Genomic DNA, 16,680 nt, shown 5'->3' with positions numbered 1-16,680 from the left:
TGCTGGTTTGTGCCAGACCGCCTTGCGGACTGTTTTAGCGTTAGCCGCGCCCAGAAACGGCGTACTAGCTTTTAGCGCCAGATTCATAATGACACGACTCCAGTTCAAAACTAATCACCGTGTCGCGCCCTGCTGCTTTAGCCTGATACATGGCATTATCGGCATCGGCCAGCAGTTGTTTTAACGAATAGCCAGACGTGTCAGAGCCACTGACGCCAAAGCTGGCACTTAGCGGAAAATCAAAACCGCTGTCGCTACAATCAATGCTGGCAATGGCGTCGCGGCAAATCTCGGCCAATAACGCCGCTTTATCACTTTGGCAGCCGGGCAGCAGCACGGCAAACTCTTCGCCGCCAATACGGCCGAACACATCGTTGTTGCGCATAAAGTTGCGGCAGGTTTTTACCACCGCCTGCAGTGCCCAGTCACCGGCAGCATGACCATGGGCGTCGTTAATTTGTTTAAAGTGGTCTAAATCAAACAGAATAAGCGCTGCAGGTTTAGCGTTCTTATCGCAATATTCCAGCGCTATCTGTGCCTGGTTATTAAAGTGGTACCTGTTACTGACACCGGTAAGCTGATCATATTCCGCAATTTTCTTAAAGCGCCGCCGGCCAGAGATACCGCGATAAGCCAAAGCGCTGGCAAAGATAAGTACCGCAGCCAATGTCAATACCATCAGCTGGTTTTGCCGGGCTTCCTGCTCGTATAAGTCACGTTGTAACGCCAGCACCTCATTGTCTTTATCCAGCAAAGCTATCCGCTGATTTTTTATAGCAAGTTCGCCCTCTGCCTGATGATAGGCAAGTTGCTGGCTAATTTTATTATTGGTGTACTGTTTTTGTAGTACGGCTAGTTGCTCAAAAAACGCCAAGGCTGTTTGGTAGTCTCCTTGTCGTTTTTCCAACTCAGCTAATAACGAATAAAGCTCAACATGCGCCAGACTTACATCAATGTGATCAATTTGTTTTAAAGCCTGATATGCAAGTTGCTCGGCTTCGTTAAGCATACCGGAGTTCAGATAAGATTTTGCGGCTTCGGTCCAGACACCGGCGATCAATATTGGATACCCGGTCTGTTGCACAGCGGTTTTGTTAGCATTGAATACCGTGATCACATCATCATAGCGTCCCTGTTCAGCAATGGCTTGCATTTTGTAATGCTGAATAATCAACTCAGGGATCTTTTCATTACTACGCTGACAATCGGCTAGCGCGCCATCAACATCATTTAAAAAAGTTGCTGTTTTTTCCAGTCTTAACAGCGACAGCATACGATGAACCTGTACCCGGCAGGCCATTTTGGCTGCAACTGAAGACTGCATAAAACGCTCAGTGTAAAACAACGAAATATCGTAACGCTCAATTTCGTTGTAAAGCATAGCAATGTTGGCTATTGCCTGGGTTTTTGCGACTTCATCATTGATATTATCAAGCTGCTCATTAATGTTCCCCAACATGATAAAAGCTTTTAAGTAATCTCTGGATAAGATATACAAATTAACAGCCAGAACACGGGCTCTAAATGAAAATACGCTATCATCACCAGAACTAACTAGTGGATCTATTGTTTTCAACGCATGATTATAGTCTCCTGAAAGGGTACTTTCGTATCCTTTCAGGAGTGTGTAATACACCGTTTCTTCGTTACTAAATCTGGGTTGTTCTATCGCTAATTCATGTAGTCCACTGCTGAAACCTTGAAAATCCGTCAGACGAATATCTTCCAGCTTTTGCAATCTATCCAAGATCTCTGAATTCGAGGCGCGAGCACATGGTAATGCAAAGAGCGTCAACAATAGCAAAATAGAAAGTTTCTGCAGTAACATTAATACGGCTTACCAATTAGCAATATATTTACTGGATTCCGGTTGCTTATCCGGTTGTTCTTCTTCCTGCTCGGGAGTATCTTCAGGTGCGTCATCAGGTTCGGGTTTATTCACCATACACACAATTTTATTTCGAACATCAAGCATCATTTCAAGTGCTGTGGTGTCTTTGCTGACAATGGCCTGTTGCACTGCGACATCAAGATCCAACGGGTTAAGAACCTGCTTTACCTCGTCTGCAGATAAAGACTGCAAAGAGGCTGTTTTTCCTAATAACTCTATTGCTCTTATAATGTTATCCATTTGTATCCCCTACTCAGAACTTAATAAAATATACTGATCCAAGACATATCTGTTTTTAATCTCTGTTGCTATAAAGCCGAGTTTTAATGCCCGTCGTCTTGCAGCTGCGTTATCGCCATTAATCTCACAACAGATCCGACAACCAGAGTACCGCGTTAATAACTTTACACAAACACTTTTTACCACAGCAGCACTCAAGCCGGTACTTTGAAATAGAGGCAGCAGCATAATACCGATCTCGAAGCTACTGCATTCTTTATTGGCTATAACAGAAAGCAAACCTGCAGGGAGTCCATCAGCTGAAGCAATGCGAAGATATAACTGGCGTGTTCTAACTCTGTTGCTAACTTGACTAGCAGTGACAGCATCGTTCACGGCATCGTCAATATGAAGCGGATGAGCAATATGCTTCATAATATCGGCAGTCGTGAACAGCTGAACAAAGGTGTCAACATCAGATAACTGAAATACACTAAGCTGGAAATCTGCAGATATATCAATAAAGTCAGTCGGTATTAGCATCATCATCTACCAAAAATAACTCAAGCTTACTTAGCAATTCTTCATTTTTCTCAAGTTTCTTAGCGGGTGGTATCACCAGCGTCGTCTTCATATCCAGTTGCGCTGCAGGTAATTCGCTGAGTTTTAATTCAACAATTCTTGGGCTTTGAACAGGCAACGTTTTTGCTTCATATAAAAAGACGCTATGATCATGGCTGTACCAGTTAGACAAGAGCTCAACTAATACTTCAAGATATTGCCGGCAGGCTGAAAATCTGGCCAAAGATTTATCACCAGCAGCAAGTACCTGCCATAACACCAGATACGCAGCAGTATCGATAGTGCGTTTATAAAACATAAACTGGCTGGTTTCATAGTGCTGGCAGCCATAGGTACCGGGGTCTATGCCTAAATCGGCATAAAGGCAGTCTTCGGCAGAAATGCCCGGCTCCATATGGGCGTTATAGCCAAGCTCACGGGCTTGCTTAATGGCATTGTGCGGCACCCATGCAAATACGCCGGGGTGGCCGTAAAAAGCGCCGACCACGTTTTTACCGGCGGTAACTTCAGCCAGCATAGCGGCCACCATTTCGCGGTAAGTGATCATGCGTGATTTACCTTCCAGGTAATACGGCTGCAACGAACGCACATCGGCGTTCATCTGCTCTATCCATTTCTCGGTAATGCCATCGGCCACCAGCACGAACACGACGTCGGCCTGTTCAATATAACTGCGGGAAAGCGGGCTGATATGGCTGCCCAGGGTGATGCCGGTGCCTATGCACACTAAACTGCCTTGCACTGTCTGTCCTTGTGCTGTTTTTCCGCCACTATAAAGGGTTGTTTATCGTGCTGGCAAGCGTGCTTAGCGTTTTAATTTAGCTAACTGTTGTTTGTTGTAGCGAAGATAGGCGCGGTTGTTATCTGTCTCAAACCAAAACTGCAGACTTTGCACAAATTCAGCATCGGCATGAATTTGTGGCATTATTGCATTTATCTGCTCAATCACGCTTTTGCCCCAGGCACTGTTGCTGCAGCCGATAGCCCCGACGACAGCCTGTTGATGGTTCTCGGCGATGGGCAATAGCGTAAGCGACGCGCCGTTGGTGAGCTGGTAATAACGGCTAATCATGCTGTAATCGACAGTGTAATCAAGCCGTTCTGAGGCAATCATCTGCAAAATGGCCAGTGGGCCATTATCGCCCGAGCGCACCAGCCGGTTGCCGGGCCGGTTATACTGGCCTTCTATTAATGGCTGTAACACGCCGTAGCGCCGCCCGGCCGGGTAACCAAACTGCAGCTGCTCGTCGGCCAGTAAATCGGCCAGCGGCACCGGAAGTGGGTAACGCTGTTTAATCAGGCTGGCGGTCTTGTCGTTGGTAATGATCTGATGCGGGGTATACACATGGGTAGGCAAGCTATAATAAGCGCCCTGCTCGCCCTGCGGTTTGGCAATCATGCAGGCAAAACACAGGTTTTCAGAACGTTCCAGGGCCCGGCCTATGCGTGGCTGTGGCAATATTTCACGGCGTTTTTTCAGTTCTGGCAAATAGCGGTGTACTGTGTCTATCAGCACATCACACAGCCCTTGTTGTTTGAAATCGCCATCTACAATATGAAAAGGTGGTGCCGTGTTCACCGCCCAGTTTATCTGGCTGTCAACCGCCCGGGCATCAGGCCAGATCACCGCGCAGAAAAAAAGCATAGTAAGCCGCAAAGTGGCTGCAGATAACGTCATAGCTACCCGACAATATTCAGTTTTACTGCACTATAGAAAACGGCTGCCGGTTCGGCCTAAGCATTTACTGATATTAATCTGATAAAAAAGCCTGTCGATGACAGGCTTTTAAATAACGACACGCTAGCGCTTAACAGGGCATTTTTCCAGTTGCCATACCCGGCTGACATAGTCTTCAATAGAGCGGTCAGAGGTAAACTTTCCTACAGATGCCGTATTTAAGATGGCTTTTTGTGCCCACAGTGCTTTATCGCGGTACCACTGGTCAATTTTTTCATGTGCTTTGGTATAGCTGTCAAAGTCAGCCAGTACCAGATAAGGGTCGCCGCCTTCAAGCAGGCTGCGCTTAATTGCTGACAGCTCGCCTGGTCTACCCGGGGTAAAATAATCGGTTTCCAGCCAGTCTAAAATGGCTTTGATTTCAGGATTCGCATAGTAATAGTCCATGCTGTTGTAACCCTTGGCATGCAGAGCTTTAACCTCTTCCACCGTTAAACCAAAAATAGCAATATTGTCGCTGCCTACTTCTTCGGCGATTTCAATATTGGCGCCATCCAGGGTACCAACCGTAATAGCGCCGTTCAGCGCCAGTTTCATATTGCCGGTGCCAGAGGCTTCTTTACCCGCGGTAGAGATTTGCTCTGACACATCGGCCGCCGGGATCATCTTCTCAGCCAAGGTTACCCGGTAGTTAGGCATAAACACGACTTTCAGGCGGTTTTTCACCCTTTTATCATGGTTAATTTTCTCAGCCACTTTATTAATGGCATAGATAATTTCTTTCGCCAATTTGTAGCCCGGCGCTGCTTTGGCTCCAAACAGGAACACCCGCGGCACCATGTCATAATCCGGTTCCTGCAAAATGCGGCGATACAGTGCGAGGATATGCAGTAAATTTAAGTGCTGGCGCTTATATTCATGTAAACGCTTAATTTGAATATCAAAAATCGCATGGGGGTCAATATCGATCTGGGTCAGCTTTTTAACCACAGAGGCCAAATCTGCTTTGTTTTGCTGCTTAATTGCCATAAAGGCATCCTGCACCCTGGCATCATCAGCGTAGGCGGCAAATTTAGACAGCTGCTTTAGATCGGTTGGCCAGGCTGTGCCTATGTGCTTATCCAGCAAGTTAGCCAGCTTAGGGTTACAGGCTTTTAACCAGCGTCGCGGCGTAACACCATTAGTTACATTGGTAAATTTATCCGGCCACAGGGCTACCATCTCCGGAAACAAATCAGATTTTACCAGCTGCGAGTGGATCTCGGCCACGCCGTTGACGCGGAACGATCCCACCACGGATAAATGCCCCATCCGCACCATCGGCTCGTGGCCTTCTTCGATAATAGACAACTTACGTTTCTTGTCATTGTCATTTGGCCACAGCACATCCACCTGCTCCACCAGGAAGCGGCGGTTAATCTCGTAGATAATTTCCAGGTGACGCGGCAATACCTTTTCAAACAAGCGAACCGGCCACTTTTCCAGTGCCTCAGGCAACAGCGTATGGTTAGTATAAGCAAATACCTGCTGACAGATACTCCAGGCCTGGTCCCACTGCATCTCGGCACGGTCAACCAGAATACGCATCAGTTCCGGTATCGCCACCGCAGGGTGCGTATCATTTAACTGCACCACCACCTGCTTGGTGAAATCGCTCCAGTCATCGCCGTGCGTCCGCTTATAACGGCGGATAATGTCTTTTAACGAACAGGAAACAAAGAAGTACTGCTGAATAAGCCGCAGCTCTTTACCAGCATCGGTTTCATCATTGGGATACAGCACTTTGGAGATGGTCTCGGCTTCAATATTCTCCCGCGCCGCGTCAATATAACCGCCGGAATTAAATACATCCCAGTTAAAGAAATCGCTGGCCCGGCTTTCCCATAAGCGCAAGACATTTACTGAACTGCCATGGTAGCCGACCACCGGGATGTCCCACGGCACGCCTTTGATAATGCGGCCCGGGTGCCAGACCTTTTTCATTCGGCCTTGTAAATCGTATACGGTTTCAACATAACCATACACCGAGATTTCCTGTACTGATTCTGGCCGGCAAATTTCCCATGGGTTGCCGTATTCACGCCAGCTGTCTGGCCGCTCTATCTGGCGGCCGTCCTGAAAGCTTTGTTGAAACAAGCCATGCTCGTAGTGAATGCCGTAGCCAATGGCCGGATAGTTTAATGTCGCCAGTGAATCAATAAAGCAGGCCGCCAACCGGCCCAGACCGCCGTTGCCCAGCGCCATGTCTTCTTCCTGATCTTCCAGATCAGCGATGTTTAGCCCCAGCTCAGCCAGCGCTTGTTTTGCCGGCTCGTACAAGCCCAGATTGTGCAGATTATTGCTAAACAACCGGCCCATTAAATATTCCAGGCTGAAATAATGTAAGGCGCGGGTGTTGTTCTCATAGTGCGTACGCTGGGTATTGCGCAGGCCATCAAACACCTGCTCATTGACTGCTGCACAGGTAGCACGCCACCAGGCTTGAGGGCTGGCTTTATTGACATCAGTACCCAGGGTTGAATGCAGGTGGCGGACGATCTGCTCTTTGAGCTGCTCAGTACTAATTTGCCCAACACCGTTGCTGGCTGTTGCGTTATGTTTTTTCATGACAGATCCTGATAATGCGCTGCCAGAGACGGCAGCAGGAATGCGCTAAATGTAAAAATATTACAAAAACATACCTTAAATCAGCCGTTATAGCAAAAACAAAGGCTATGAATGTAGTTTAATTACAACTAAATTCATAACCTTTTCAGTGCCTTACATCTGACTGAATACGTATTCAACGAAAGCCTTAGCATCTTGCTCTAACTGTAGTAAATGCGTTTCGCCAACAAAACTTTCCAGGTAAATTTTATAGGCATTTTCAGTGCCCGATGGCCGGGCGGCAAACCAACCGTTGCGCGTAACCACTTTCACGCCGCCAATCTCAGCATCATTACCCGGCGCCCTGGTTAGCACCGCTAAAATGTCATCACCGGCCAGTGTCGTCTGTTGTACACTTTTTACATCCAGTTTTTTCAGCGCCGCTTTTTGCTCACTGCTGGCCGGTGCATCCAACCGCCGGTACAACGGCGAGCCCAGCTCTTTGGTCAGCGCCTGATACTGCTGATAAGGGTCTACCCCGGTTTTAGCCAGCATTTCTGCCGCTAACAGGCCTAAAATAATGCCATCCTTGTCGGTAGACCAGGCCGAGCCATCAAAACGTAAAAAGCTGGCACCAGCGCTTTCTTCACCGCCAAAAGCGATACGGCCCTGATGTAAACCTTCTACAAACCATTTAAAACCTACCGGCACTTCTAATAAGTTGCGGCCACGCGCTGCGACTACACGGTCAATCAAGGCGCTGGATACCAGTGTCTTTCCTATCGCCAGCTCTGGTGCCCAATCTGGCCGGTTCGCCAGCAAATAATTTATTGCCACCGCCAGGTAATGGTTAGGGTTCATCAGACCACCACTGCGGGTCACAATGCCGTGGCGGTCAAAATCCGGGTCATTGCCAATAGCGATATCAAACTGATCTTTGAGCTGAATTAAATTGGCCATCGCATAAGCTGATGAGCAGTCCATGCGGATTTGGCCATCTTTGTCCAGCGGCATAAAGGCAAACGCCGGATCTACTCTGTCGTTTACTACGGTAATGTTCAGGCCGTAACGCTCAGCAATGCGCGGCCAGTAAGCCATACCCGAGCCGCCTAGTGGGTCTACACCAATGCGAATACCGGCTTTGGCAATGGCGGCCATGTCGATAACATTTTCTAAATCATCAACATAATGTTGAATATAATCAATGTGCTGGCAATAGCCCGATTGCAGCGCTAATGCATACGGCTGCATTTTAACGCCGTCCAGATCCTTGCTCAGCAGTTCATTAGCGCGCTGCTCTATCCAATTGGTTACGTCGGTATCGGCCGGGCCGCCATGCGGCGGGTTGTACTTTATACCGCCATCTTCAGGCGGATTATGCGATGGCGTAATGACAATACCGTCGGCCAACTGCGCGCTGGCGCCTTTATTTTGCGTTAAGATGGCATGTGAAATCACCGGCGTTGGTGTGTAGCCAAGGTCTTTTTGAATACATACCTGTATTTTATTGGCAATAAGCACTTCCAGTGCACTGGCAAAAGCCGCTTCTGACAAGGCATGGGTATCTTTACCTAAAAAGAGTGGCCCGGTAATGCCCGCTTTTTTACGATAATCTGCAATGGCCTGGCAAATAGCCAGCACGTGGGGTTCGTTAAACGAGCAGTTCAGTGCACTGCCACGGTGGCCCGAAGTACCAAAGCTGACTTTGTGCTCACTTTGCGTGTGTACATCTGGCTCTAGTACGTAGTATGCCGTCATCAACCGGCTGATATTAGGAAGTTGCGATGTAGGCACCTGTTGTCCGGCCAGCGGGTGTAAAGACATATCCTTTCCTTTTATAACAAATCGCGAATTCGTTCTGCATCCTGTTCACTATAGCCGAGTTTCATCGCTGTCTCGGTTAGCATCATTTTTTTACGTGTGGTGTTGGAATTAGTAATCACCCAAAACTCGGTATTAGGAATTGGTTTCGGGTTGGTACTGCTGCCAGCTTCTGATAGCTCTGCCGCGCTACGGCCAAAGTACAGCCGGTTACGGCCTTTAATATCAAGTACTTTGGTAAACTGTTTTTTATGCGCCCGTGCCAGTGCAGACAGAATAAACAAAAAGCGTCCCACCACACTTTGCTCTGCCTGTAGATCCTGCCGGTTTATTAAGTCAAAAATATTACTGCTAACCGCAGGTGCCGCTGTTGCTGTTGCCACTTCCACTGGGGCCGGCGCTGTAGTGTTGTCGTCACCCAGCAACAGCCGGCGCAGTATTTCCGAGGCACTTTCGCCAATTTTTTGCGTCTGCCCGGCAATGTATTGGTATAGCTCGTCATCTATTTCGATGGTTTTCATATATTTATTCCACGCGCCAAAAGTGGCCTCATTATATAAAGCCTTATCGACTGACGCCAGCAACATGATTTGCTAGACTATTGCCCTTAGTTAACCGAATGAGTTGTTTATGCTTTTACATTGCCACTGCGCCGGCCAGCCGGACCTGCCTCCGTTGGTGCTTATTCACGGTTTATTTGGCAGTTATGAAAACCTTGGTGTGATTGAGCGTGGCTTAAGCGGGCAGTATTACACCATCAATATCGATGTGCGCAACCATGGCCGTTCAGGCCACAGTGCGACGATGTCCTATGCTGAAATGGCCGAAGATTTGGCGCAAACGCTGGATCACCTTGCAGTGCCGCAGGCCGCTTTGCTGGGCCATTCCATGGGCGGCAAGCTGGCGATGGCCTTTGCCCTGAAATATCCACACCGCGTCAGCAAACTTATTCTGGCCGACATCGCGCCAGTAGCTTATCCGCCACGACACGACAGTATTTTTGCCGGTTTACATGCCGTTGATTTGGCCACTATCAGCAACCGTGCTGATGCCGATAAACAACTGTCAGCCTATATTAACGAAGCGGGCGTACGGCAGTTTTTGCTAAAAAGCCTGATAAAACAAGATGACACCTTTCAGTGGCGTTTTAACCTTAAGGCATTACAGGCCAATTACCCGGCGCTGATTGCAGAGCCTATGCTTAATGGCCGGTTTACAGGCCCGGTGCTGTTTATTAAAGGCGCCGATTCAGACTACATTCTGCCTGAGCACCGACCGGCAATACTGCAGCTATTTCCTGCAGCCCAGGCAAAAATTATTCAGGGCACCGGCCATTGGTTACATGCGGAAAAACCCGCCGCTTTTATCAAACTGGTGCAAGACTTTTTATTGAGCTAACGCACTAAAATTTTATCGCTTTTGTGCTATAGTGCGCGCACTTTTTCTCAGTCGGGTAACATAGGATGTCTTTTGAGCAGTTCGAGACGCTGAGTTTATGGCTAGGATTAGGTATTTTGTACCTTTTTATAGTACTGGCAATACGCGATGTGTTGAAAAAGAGTAATGCGCCAAAACTGGGACAGTTTTTTGTCTGGCTGGTGCTGTTTCTGTCGCCAGCGGTGTTTATCATAAAAAGCGTAGTGTCTTATTTTTTAGAGTAGTAAGGTTAAGATTAATGGCGAAGATTGCCACTGATCGCACCACGATTGATTTATTTGCTCAGGAAAAGCGCCCCGGACGGCCAAAAACCAATCCGCTGCCACGGGAAGAGCAGCTTAAACTGAATAAACGTAATCAAATCAAACGTGATCGTAGTAAAGGTTTAAAGCGCATTGAGTTTAAAGTGTCTGACCAGCTATATGCGGCCTTAAGTCAGCAGGCCGACCAAGCCGACATGACACGCAGTGCGTATATAGAACATATTCTGACACAAGTTTTAACCAGGTAAGAAGGTTAGATTAATGGCAACTGTAGGCATTTTTTTCGGTAGTGATACCGGTAACACTGAACATATCGCCAAGATGATCCAGAAAGAACTGGGTAAACACTTATTCGACGTACGCGATATTGCCAAAAGCAGCAAAGAAGATATTGCCGCTTTTGATTTACTGCTACTGGGTATTCCTACCTGGTACTACGGTGAAGCCCAGTGTGACTGGGATGACTTTTTCCCTGAACTGGAAAATATCGATTTCAGCAACAAGCTGGTAGCGATTTTCGGCTGTGGTGATCAGGAAGATTATGCTGAGTACTTCCTTGATGCTATGGGCACCCTGCGCGATATTATCGAGCCTAAAGGCGCTATCATTGTTGGCCACTGGCCAACGGCAGGTTACAACTTTGTCGCCTCTAAAGCGCTGGCTGACGACAACCATTTTATCGGCCTGGGTATCGACGAAGATCGCCAGCCGGAGCTGACCGAACAGCGTGTGAAACAGTGGTGCAAGCAAATTTACGACGAGATGAGCTTAAAAGAATTCGAAGGCTTGTAACTCAAAAAAAACCGGCTTAATCGCCGGTTTTTTTATGCCGTGAATGGCCTACTTAATCAGGCCGGTATTTGGCTTTTTTGCGCACATACACTGTGCGGTTTACCTCTGCCACGATCTGATTACGACTGTCTTTTATATGCACGACAAATTGCGGAAAATGCTTATCGCCCTCTGCTGTGGCGGCTTTAATCGTATCGACACTGTCATCTGATAACCAAAACTCTGCCGTCAGCTTGCCTTTACCAGGCTTGATAAAGTCGATATCAGCCTGTTTGTCCCACACCAGATATTCTTTGCCCAGTGCACCCATTAACATTAACGGATATATCGGATCGGTCATGGCGAACATGCTGCCGCCAAATTGGCTGCTATTAATATTGCGTGTCCAGCGCCGGGATTTCAGCTCTACCCGGCAATAGCGATAATCATGGCTCAGCTCAGCCACTTTGATTCCGGGAAATAAAAACGGTGGCCAAAAGTTCAGTAAGTGGCGCATGACCGCCGGATTAAATGCCCATTTCATCAAAAAACCTCTGGTATGACCTGTTTCACCCTATTGTACTGCACCGCACACTAAGCACAAGGCCGCCTTGATACACCGCAATAAACTTTGCCATTTCATTCTCGTGCTAATGTCTTTATAATCTTTCACATATCTAAGCCAGAGTCAGAATATTTATGTCAGATCACAACAGCGAATTACGTAAAGCCGGCCTTAAAGTGACCCTGCCACGGGTAAAAATCCTTGAGATCCTACAGGATCCCAAAAACCAGCATATCAGTGCCGAAGACGTATATAAGTTGCTGTTAGAGATTGGCGAAGATATTGGCCTGGCTACCGTGTACCGGGTGCTTAACCAGTTTGATGATGCCGGCATTTTAACCCGCCATCATTTTGAAGGCGGTAAATCCGTGTTTGAACTGACCGGCGGTAGTCACCATGACCATCTGGTCTGTTTAAAGTGTGGCAAAGTCATTGAGTTTGAAGATGATGTGATAGAAGCCAAGCAGCTGGAAATTGCTGAGAAAAACGGCATTAAACTCACCCATCACAGTTTGTATCTGTACGGCGAGTGTAAAGACACTGTACAGTGTAAGAAAAACAGCGAAATGAATTAAGCCGCTAAGGGCGCAATCACAACGGCACCGGCAGGTGCCGTTTTCGTTTGCTCTGTTGCTTAGGTTGAGGCGGTATTAATGCGCGCCATACACAGGGCACTGACGTACTTACCATACTGAAAAGCAAAGTCAGACAGCTCAGCTTCTACCTCAAAACCAAAGCGTTCATATAACGCCACCGCAACTTCGTTACTGCTGTATACCGTTAATTCCAAACGGCGGATATTCAGCCATTGATCGGCCAGTTCCAATGCAGAGCGCAATAATGCCGACCCTATACCCTGGCCCTGATAATCTTCAGCCACGCCCATGCCAAGTTCAGCCACATGGCGTCGCCTTGGATTCTGGCATACTTGCAGCCCAAGTTGCCCTACCACTTTGCCCTCTACTTCGGCCACCAGATTATAAAAACCACTACCGGCATTATACAGTCTTTGCCAGTTCGCCACCGGCTGATACGGCAACTGCAGCGTATTGGCATAGACACTGCTCTGATCGTAAATAGCTTTAATAGCTTCAATATCAGCAGGTTCGGCATGACGGATAACAGCGGGCATAATAATGTCCTTTAACGTAACTGAAGATTATATTAAGTCGGATTATTCGCTGGCCACAAGGGCCTAAACGTAAAAAGCCAGCAAGATGCTGGCTTTTTAGCACACTTGCTAAGCTTACAGCTGCTGCTCGAGCTCCGGTAATACACTAAACAAGTCAGCTACCAGACCGTAATCAGCAATTTGGAAGATTGGCGCTTCGGCGTCTTTGTTGATGGCAACAATCACTTTAGAGTCTTTCATACCGGCTAAGTGCTGGATCGCACCGGAAATACCTACCGCAATATACAGCTCCGGCGCAACAATTTTACCGGTCTGGCCAACCTGCATGTCGTTAGGCACGAAACCCGCATCAACCGCAGCACGCGAGGCACCAATTGCCGCGCCCAACTTATCCGCTATACCATTTAACAACGCAAAATTTTCGCCATTTTGCATGCCACGGCCACCGGAAATGACCACCCGGGCCGCTGTAAGCTCTGGTCGCTCTGATTTGGTCAGCTCTTCACTGATAAAGGTTGACACGCCTGCATCATGCGCACCAGTGATGGCTTCAACGGGAGCACTGTTGCCAGTTGGCGCTGCCCGAAATGCCGCCGGACGCACCGTCAGCACTTTGATACGATCCGCCGATTGCACTGTCGCAATAGCGTTACCGGCATAAATTGGCCGTACAAAGGTATCAGCGCTTTCAATGGCAATCACATCAGAAATTTGAGCCACATCCAGCATAGCTGCAACCCGTGGCAGAAAGTTTTTGCCGGTGGTGGTCGCTGCTGCCAGGATATGGCTGTAATCAGCACCCAGTTCCGCAACCAGCTTAGCAACATTTTCTGCCAGCTGATGCTGGTAAACCGCGTTATCCGCCAGCAGCACCTTATTCACGCCGGCAATCGTTGCCGCTTCATCGGCCACCGCCTGGCAATTGGCACCGGCAACCAGCAGCGTAATCTCACCTCCGATAGCAGTGGCAGCCTGTACGACTTTATGCGTTTCGCTTTTCAGGCTTTGATTGTTATGCTCTGCAATAATTAAAATCGCCATTAGATCACCTTCGCTTCATGCTTTAACTTGTCAACCAGCTCAGCAACTGACTCTACTTTGATACCGCCCTGACGCGTGGCCGGTGTGCTGACTTTCAGCACCTTCACATTTGAGCTTAAACTGACGCCGTAGCTGTCAGCCGCTTTAACGTCCAATGGCTTTTTCTTGGCTTTCATGATGTTTGGCAGTGAGGCATAACGCGGTTCGTTCAGCCGCAGGTCGGTAGACACGACCGCAGGCAATGTCAGGGCAACCGTTTGCAAACCACCGTCAATCTCACGGGTCACCTGAACCTTACCGTCCGCTAGGGCCACTTTTGAAGCAAAGGTTCCCTGCCCCATGCCCGTTAATGCCGCCAGCATCTGGCCGGTTTGATTATTGTCTGAGTCGATTGCCTGCTTACCAAGAATAACCAGAGAAGGCTGCTCGTCTGCCACGACGTTGGCTAACAGTTTGGCAACCTGCAGAGAATCCAGATTCAGCTCAGTCTCAAGGTGCAGCGCCCGGTCAGCACCCAAGGCTAACGCCGTGCGTAATTGTTCCTGCACCGCGGCCGGACCTATAGATACCACGACCACTTCTGTCGCCACGCCCGCCTCTTTCAGACGCACCGCTTCTTCGACGGCAATTTCACAAAACGGATTCAGCGCCATTTTTACGTTAGCCAAATCAACACCGCTTTGATCGGCTTTTACCCGCACTTTGACGTTGTAGTCGATTACCCGTTTTACCGGTACCAGTATTTTCATAAGATCCTCATTCTTTTCCTGCAAAATACCCCGTATTCGCTGCAGGTTTACGTTAAGGTAAAGCTATAATAGTGTGGTTTGCCACAATCTACTTACTGTTGACGTTAACGTCAACCTGCAATACCCTAAACAGCATGATAAAAGCAGCAAATGCTGTAAATAATAAACTCCAAGAGGTCAGTGCGGTGGAAAGAGAATCAATGGAATTCGATGTAGTGATCGTGGGTGCCGGTCCGGCCGGACTGTCAACGGCCATCAGATTGATGCAACAAGCCAAAGCGGCGGCCAAAGAACTGACTGTCTGTGTGGTAGAAAAAGGCTCTGAAGTGGGCGCGCACATTTTATCCGGTGCCGTGTTTGAACCCCGCGCCCTCAACGAATTACTGCCTGACTGGCAACAATTAGGTGCTCCGGTCAGCACCGCCGTAACCCAGGATGATATTTACCTGTTTCGCAGCAGCGATAGCGCGACTAAATTGCCTGGCTTGCTGGTGCCGAAAACCATGCATAACCACGGCAACTATATTGTATCTGCCGCTAATTTGTGTCGCTGGCTGGCACAGCAGGCAGAGCAATTGGGCGTTGAAATCTTCCCGGGTTTTGCCGCCAGTGAAGTATTAATTGAAGACAATATTGTCAAAGGCATACTGATTGGCGATATGGGGCTGGATAGACACGGTAAGCCCAAAGACAGCTTTGTCCCCGGCATGGAGCTGCGTGCTAAATATACCGTGTTCGCTGAAGGTTGCCGCGGCCATTTAGGTAAACAGCTTATTCAGCACTTTGCGCTGGATAAAGACAAGTCGCCACAGCATTATGCGCTGGGTTTTAAAGAGATCTGGGATGTGCCGGCACAGCAGCATCAGGCCGGTTTGGTAGTGCACTCTGCCGGCTGGCCGCTAAACAACGACGCCTATGGTGGCGGCTATCTGTACCATGCTGAAAACCAGCAAATTGTCGTAGGCCTGATTGTTGACCTGAACTATAGTAACCCGCATCTGAGCCCGTTTGAAGAGTTTCAACGCTATAAACACCACCCGGTGATAAGCCAGTATCTGAAAAACGGTAAAAGGGTAAGCTATGGCGCCAGGGCTATTGCCAAAGGCGGTTTAAACAGCTTGCCGAAAATGAGCTTTAATGGCGGTTTATTAGTGGGCTGTGATGCCGGCACGTTAAATTTTGCCAAAATAAAGGGCAACCATACCGCGATGAAATCCGGCATGCTGGCTGCTGACACCCTGTTTGACGCGCTAATGCAGGATGATACCGGCGGGCGCGATTTAACCGCCTTTGCCGATGCAATAAAAAGCAGCTGGTTATATGACGAGCTGTACCGCTCGCGTAACTTTGGCGCAGCGATCCATAAATTCGGCACCTTTTGGGGTGGAGCCTTTAACACGCTGGAACAAAACTGGTTTGCCGGCAAATTGCCGTTTACGCTAAAAGACGAACGTCCTGATCATGCGCAGTTAAAACTGGCCAGCGAAGCGGCACCCATTAATTACCCAAAACCGGATAATGTATTAAGTTTTGACCGCTTATCTTCTGTGTATTTGTCCAATACGAATCATGAAGAAGAGCAGCCTTGTCATTTAAAACTAAAAGATGCGCAAATTCCGATCAGCGTCAATCTGGCAAAATACAATGAACCGGCGCAGCGCTATTGTCCGGCGGGCGTATACGAAATTGTGCAGGATGAAAACGACGAACCTAAGTTGCAAATAAACGCGCAAAATTGCATACATTGTAAAACCTGTGATATTAAAGATCCGTCACAGAATATCATCTGGGTAACCCCGGAAGGCGCCGGTGGCCCGAACTATCCGAATATGTAAGTAAGATATAATAATGCCCGGTGCAGCCAGCAGCTGTTATCGGGCATACTATGCTAAGTCTTTGTTTTAAAACCGCACTTTATAGCCTTTCATCGTTGTATCAACGCACA

Annotated in this window: 18 protein-coding genes; 6 read left to right on the top strand and 12 right to left on the bottom strand. The window is 48.2% G+C overall.

Going from position 1 to position 16,680, the window contains the following annotated elements:
• Positions 1-64: 64 nt before the first annotated feature.
• From EYB30_RS13590 to seqA, 8 genes are all read right to left on the bottom strand, one after another.
• Entirely contained in the window at positions 65-1,459 is a 1,395-nt protein-coding gene (locus EYB30_RS13590) for a tetratricopeptide repeat-containing diguanylate cyclase (protein ID WP_166839451.1), read from the bottom strand.
• A gap of 378 nt (positions 1,460-1,837) precedes the next feature.
• Positions 1,838-2,131: a hypothetical protein gene (locus tag EYB30_RS13585; RefSeq protein ID WP_166839450.1), complete on the bottom strand. Its 294-nt coding sequence runs from the start codon at positions 2,129-2,131 to the stop codon at positions 1,838-1,840.
• A gap of 9 nt (positions 2,132-2,140) precedes the next feature.
• Positions 2,141-2,659, bottom strand: a complete 519-nt coding sequence (locus EYB30_RS13580) for a GNAT family N-acetyltransferase (protein WP_166839449.1) — start codon at positions 2,657-2,659, stop codon at positions 2,141-2,143.
• The gene (locus EYB30_RS13575) at positions 2,637-3,434 is read right to left on the bottom strand and encodes an SAM-dependent methyltransferase (protein WP_206674648.1); all 798 of its coding nucleotides are present in this window, start codon (positions 3,432-3,434) and stop codon (positions 2,637-2,639) included. Before EYB30_RS13575 ends, EYB30_RS13580 begins: the two co-directional genes overlap by 23 nt.
• A gap of 63 nt (positions 3,435-3,497) precedes the next feature.
• Positions 3,498-4,337, bottom strand: coding sequence for an ABC transporter substrate-binding protein (locus EYB30_RS13570; RefSeq protein ID WP_166839448.1), 840 nt, complete (start codon positions 4,335-4,337; stop codon positions 3,498-3,500).
• Positions 4,338-4,493: 156 nt separating this feature from the next.
• Positions 4,494-6,977, bottom strand: coding sequence for a glycogen/starch/alpha-glucan phosphorylase (locus EYB30_RS13565; protein ID WP_166839447.1), 2,484 nt, complete (start codon positions 6,975-6,977; stop codon positions 4,494-4,496).
• A 153-nt stretch (positions 6,978-7,130) separates the two neighbouring features.
• Positions 7,131-8,780 carry a phosphoglucomutase (alpha-D-glucose-1,6-bisphosphate-dependent) gene (pgm, locus tag EYB30_RS13560; protein ID WP_166839446.1) on the bottom strand — a complete coding sequence of 550 codons (1,650 nt, stop codon included), beginning with the start codon at positions 8,778-8,780 and terminating at the stop codon, positions 7,131-7,133.
• 11 nt (positions 8,781-8,791) lie between these two features.
• The gene (gene seqA, locus EYB30_RS13555; RefSeq protein WP_166839445.1) at positions 8,792-9,298 is read right to left on the bottom strand and encodes a replication initiation negative regulator SeqA; all 507 of its coding nucleotides are present in this window, start codon (positions 9,296-9,298) and stop codon (positions 8,792-8,794) included.
• Between the two features lie 109 nt (positions 9,299-9,407).
• Between seqA and EYB30_RS13550 the strand changes: the two genes are divergently transcribed.
• From EYB30_RS13550 to fldA, 4 genes are all read left to right on the top strand, one after another.
• Entirely contained in the window at positions 9,408-10,175 is a 768-nt protein-coding gene (locus EYB30_RS13550) for an alpha/beta fold hydrolase (protein ID WP_166839444.1), read from the top strand.
• 116 nt (positions 10,176-10,291) lie between these two features.
• Positions 10,292-10,438 (top strand): DUF2788 domain-containing protein, encoded by a 147-nt coding sequence (locus EYB30_RS13545; protein WP_241698043.1) that lies wholly within the window; start codon positions 10,292-10,294, stop codon positions 10,436-10,438.
• A gap of 14 nt (positions 10,439-10,452) precedes the next feature.
• Positions 10,453-10,725: a LexA regulated protein gene (ybfE, locus tag EYB30_RS13540; RefSeq protein ID WP_166839442.1), complete on the top strand. Its 273-nt coding sequence runs from the start codon at positions 10,453-10,455 to the stop codon at positions 10,723-10,725.
• Between the two features lie 13 nt (positions 10,726-10,738).
• On the top strand, positions 10,739-11,269 hold the full coding sequence (gene fldA, locus EYB30_RS13535) for a flavodoxin FldA (protein ID WP_166839441.1): 531 nt from the start codon (positions 10,739-10,741) through the stop codon (positions 11,267-11,269).
• A gap of 52 nt (positions 11,270-11,321) precedes the next feature.
• Here the strand turns inward: fldA and EYB30_RS13530 are convergent, their stop codons facing one another.
• On the bottom strand, positions 11,322-11,792 hold the full coding sequence (locus EYB30_RS13530) for a DUF4442 domain-containing protein (RefSeq protein ID WP_166839440.1): 471 nt from the start codon (positions 11,790-11,792) through the stop codon (positions 11,322-11,324).
• A 155-nt stretch (positions 11,793-11,947) separates the two neighbouring features.
• Here EYB30_RS13530 and fur point away from each other — a divergent pair, with 155 nt between their 5' ends.
• Complete coding sequence (fur, locus tag EYB30_RS13525) at positions 11,948-12,388, top strand: ferric iron uptake transcriptional regulator (RefSeq protein ID WP_166839439.1); 441 nt, start codon at positions 11,948-11,950, stop codon at positions 12,386-12,388.
• Positions 12,389-12,447: 59 nt separating this feature from the next.
• On the opposite strand, the gene EYB30_RS13520 is transcribed toward fur, so the two are convergent.
• The 3 genes from EYB30_RS13520 to EYB30_RS13510 form a co-directional block, all read right to left on the bottom strand.
• The gene (locus EYB30_RS13520; RefSeq protein WP_166839438.1) at positions 12,448-12,945 is read right to left on the bottom strand and encodes a GNAT family N-acetyltransferase; all 498 of its coding nucleotides are present in this window, start codon (positions 12,943-12,945) and stop codon (positions 12,448-12,450) included.
• Positions 12,946-13,059: 114 nt separating this feature from the next.
• Complete coding sequence (locus EYB30_RS13515; RefSeq protein ID WP_166839437.1) at positions 13,060-13,986, bottom strand: electron transfer flavoprotein subunit alpha/FixB family protein; 927 nt, start codon at positions 13,984-13,986, stop codon at positions 13,060-13,062.
• A complete protein-coding gene (locus EYB30_RS13510; RefSeq protein WP_166839436.1) occupies positions 13,986-14,735 on the bottom strand; it encodes an electron transfer flavoprotein subunit beta/FixA family protein in 750 nt (249 codons plus the stop codon). Before EYB30_RS13510 ends, EYB30_RS13515 begins: the two co-directional genes overlap by 1 nt.
• Before the next feature lie 200 nt (positions 14,736-14,935).
• Between EYB30_RS13510 and EYB30_RS13505 the strand changes: the two genes are divergently transcribed.
• The gene (locus tag EYB30_RS13505; RefSeq protein WP_174978748.1) at positions 14,936-16,570 is read left to right on the top strand and encodes an electron transfer flavoprotein-ubiquinone oxidoreductase; all 1,635 of its coding nucleotides are present in this window, start codon (positions 14,936-14,938) and stop codon (positions 16,568-16,570) included.
• Positions 16,571-16,680: the final 110 nt, after the last annotated feature.

It is taken from the genome of Rheinheimera pleomorphica (genome assembly GCF_011634895.1).
Classification (GTDB): domain Bacteria; phylum Pseudomonadota; class Gammaproteobacteria; order Enterobacterales; family Alteromonadaceae; genus Alishewanella; species Alishewanella pleomorphica.
The sequence above is the reverse complement of the archived record's forward strand: the minus strand, read 5'-3'. Positions and strand labels throughout refer to the sequence as shown.

What these genes read in the sequence shown, in the direction of transcription:
- EYB30_RS13590 (WP_166839451.1), bottom strand. Translation starts at nt 1,459, where the DNA reads ATGTTGGGGAACATTAATGAGCAGCTTGATAATATCAATGATGAAGTC.
- pgm (WP_166839446.1), bottom strand. Translation starts at nt 8,780, where the DNA reads ATGTCTTTACACCCGCTGGCCGGACAACAGGTGCCTACATCGCAACTT.
- EYB30_RS13505 (WP_174978748.1), top strand. Translation starts at nt 14,936, where the DNA reads ATGGAATTCGATGTAGTGATCGTGGGTGCCGGTCCGGCCGGACTGTCA.
- EYB30_RS13520 (WP_166839438.1), bottom strand. Translation starts at nt 12,945, where the DNA reads ATGCCCGCTGTTATCCGTCATGCCGAACCTGCTGATATTGAAGCTATT.
- EYB30_RS13515 (WP_166839437.1), bottom strand. Translation starts at nt 13,986, where the DNA reads ATGGCGATTTTAATTATTGCAGAGCATAACAATCAAAGCCTGAAAAGC.
- EYB30_RS13530 (WP_166839440.1), bottom strand. Translation starts at nt 11,792, where the DNA reads ATGAAATGGGCATTTAATCCGGCGGTCATGCGCCACTTACTGAACTTT.
- seqA (WP_166839445.1), bottom strand. Translation starts at nt 9,298, where the DNA reads ATGAAAACCATCGAAATAGATGACGAGCTATACCAATACATTGCCGGG.
- EYB30_RS13570 (WP_166839448.1), bottom strand. Translation starts at nt 4,337, where the DNA reads ATGCTTTTTTTCTGCGCGGTGATCTGGCCTGATGCCCGGGCGGTTGAC.
- EYB30_RS13550 (WP_166839444.1), top strand. Translation starts at nt 9,408, where the DNA reads ATGCTTTTACATTGCCACTGCGCCGGCCAGCCGGACCTGCCTCCGTTG.
- fur (WP_166839439.1), top strand. Translation starts at nt 11,948, where the DNA reads ATGTCAGATCACAACAGCGAATTACGTAAAGCCGGCCTTAAAGTGACC.
- ybfE (WP_166839442.1), top strand. Translation starts at nt 10,453, where the DNA reads ATGGCGAAGATTGCCACTGATCGCACCACGATTGATTTATTTGCTCAG.
- EYB30_RS13565 (WP_166839447.1), bottom strand. Translation starts at nt 6,977, where the DNA reads ATGAAAAAACATAACGCAACAGCCAGCAACGGTGTTGGGCAAATTAGT.
- EYB30_RS13510 (WP_166839436.1), bottom strand. Translation starts at nt 14,735, where the DNA reads ATGAAAATACTGGTACCGGTAAAACGGGTAATCGACTACAACGTCAAA.
- EYB30_RS13585 (WP_166839450.1), bottom strand. Translation starts at nt 2,131, where the DNA reads ATGGATAACATTATAAGAGCAATAGAGTTATTAGGAAAAACAGCCTCT.
- EYB30_RS13580 (WP_166839449.1), bottom strand. Translation starts at nt 2,659, where the DNA reads ATGATGATGCTAATACCGACTGACTTTATTGATATATCTGCAGATTTC.
- fldA (WP_166839441.1), top strand. Translation starts at nt 10,739, where the DNA reads ATGGCAACTGTAGGCATTTTTTTCGGTAGTGATACCGGTAACACTGAA.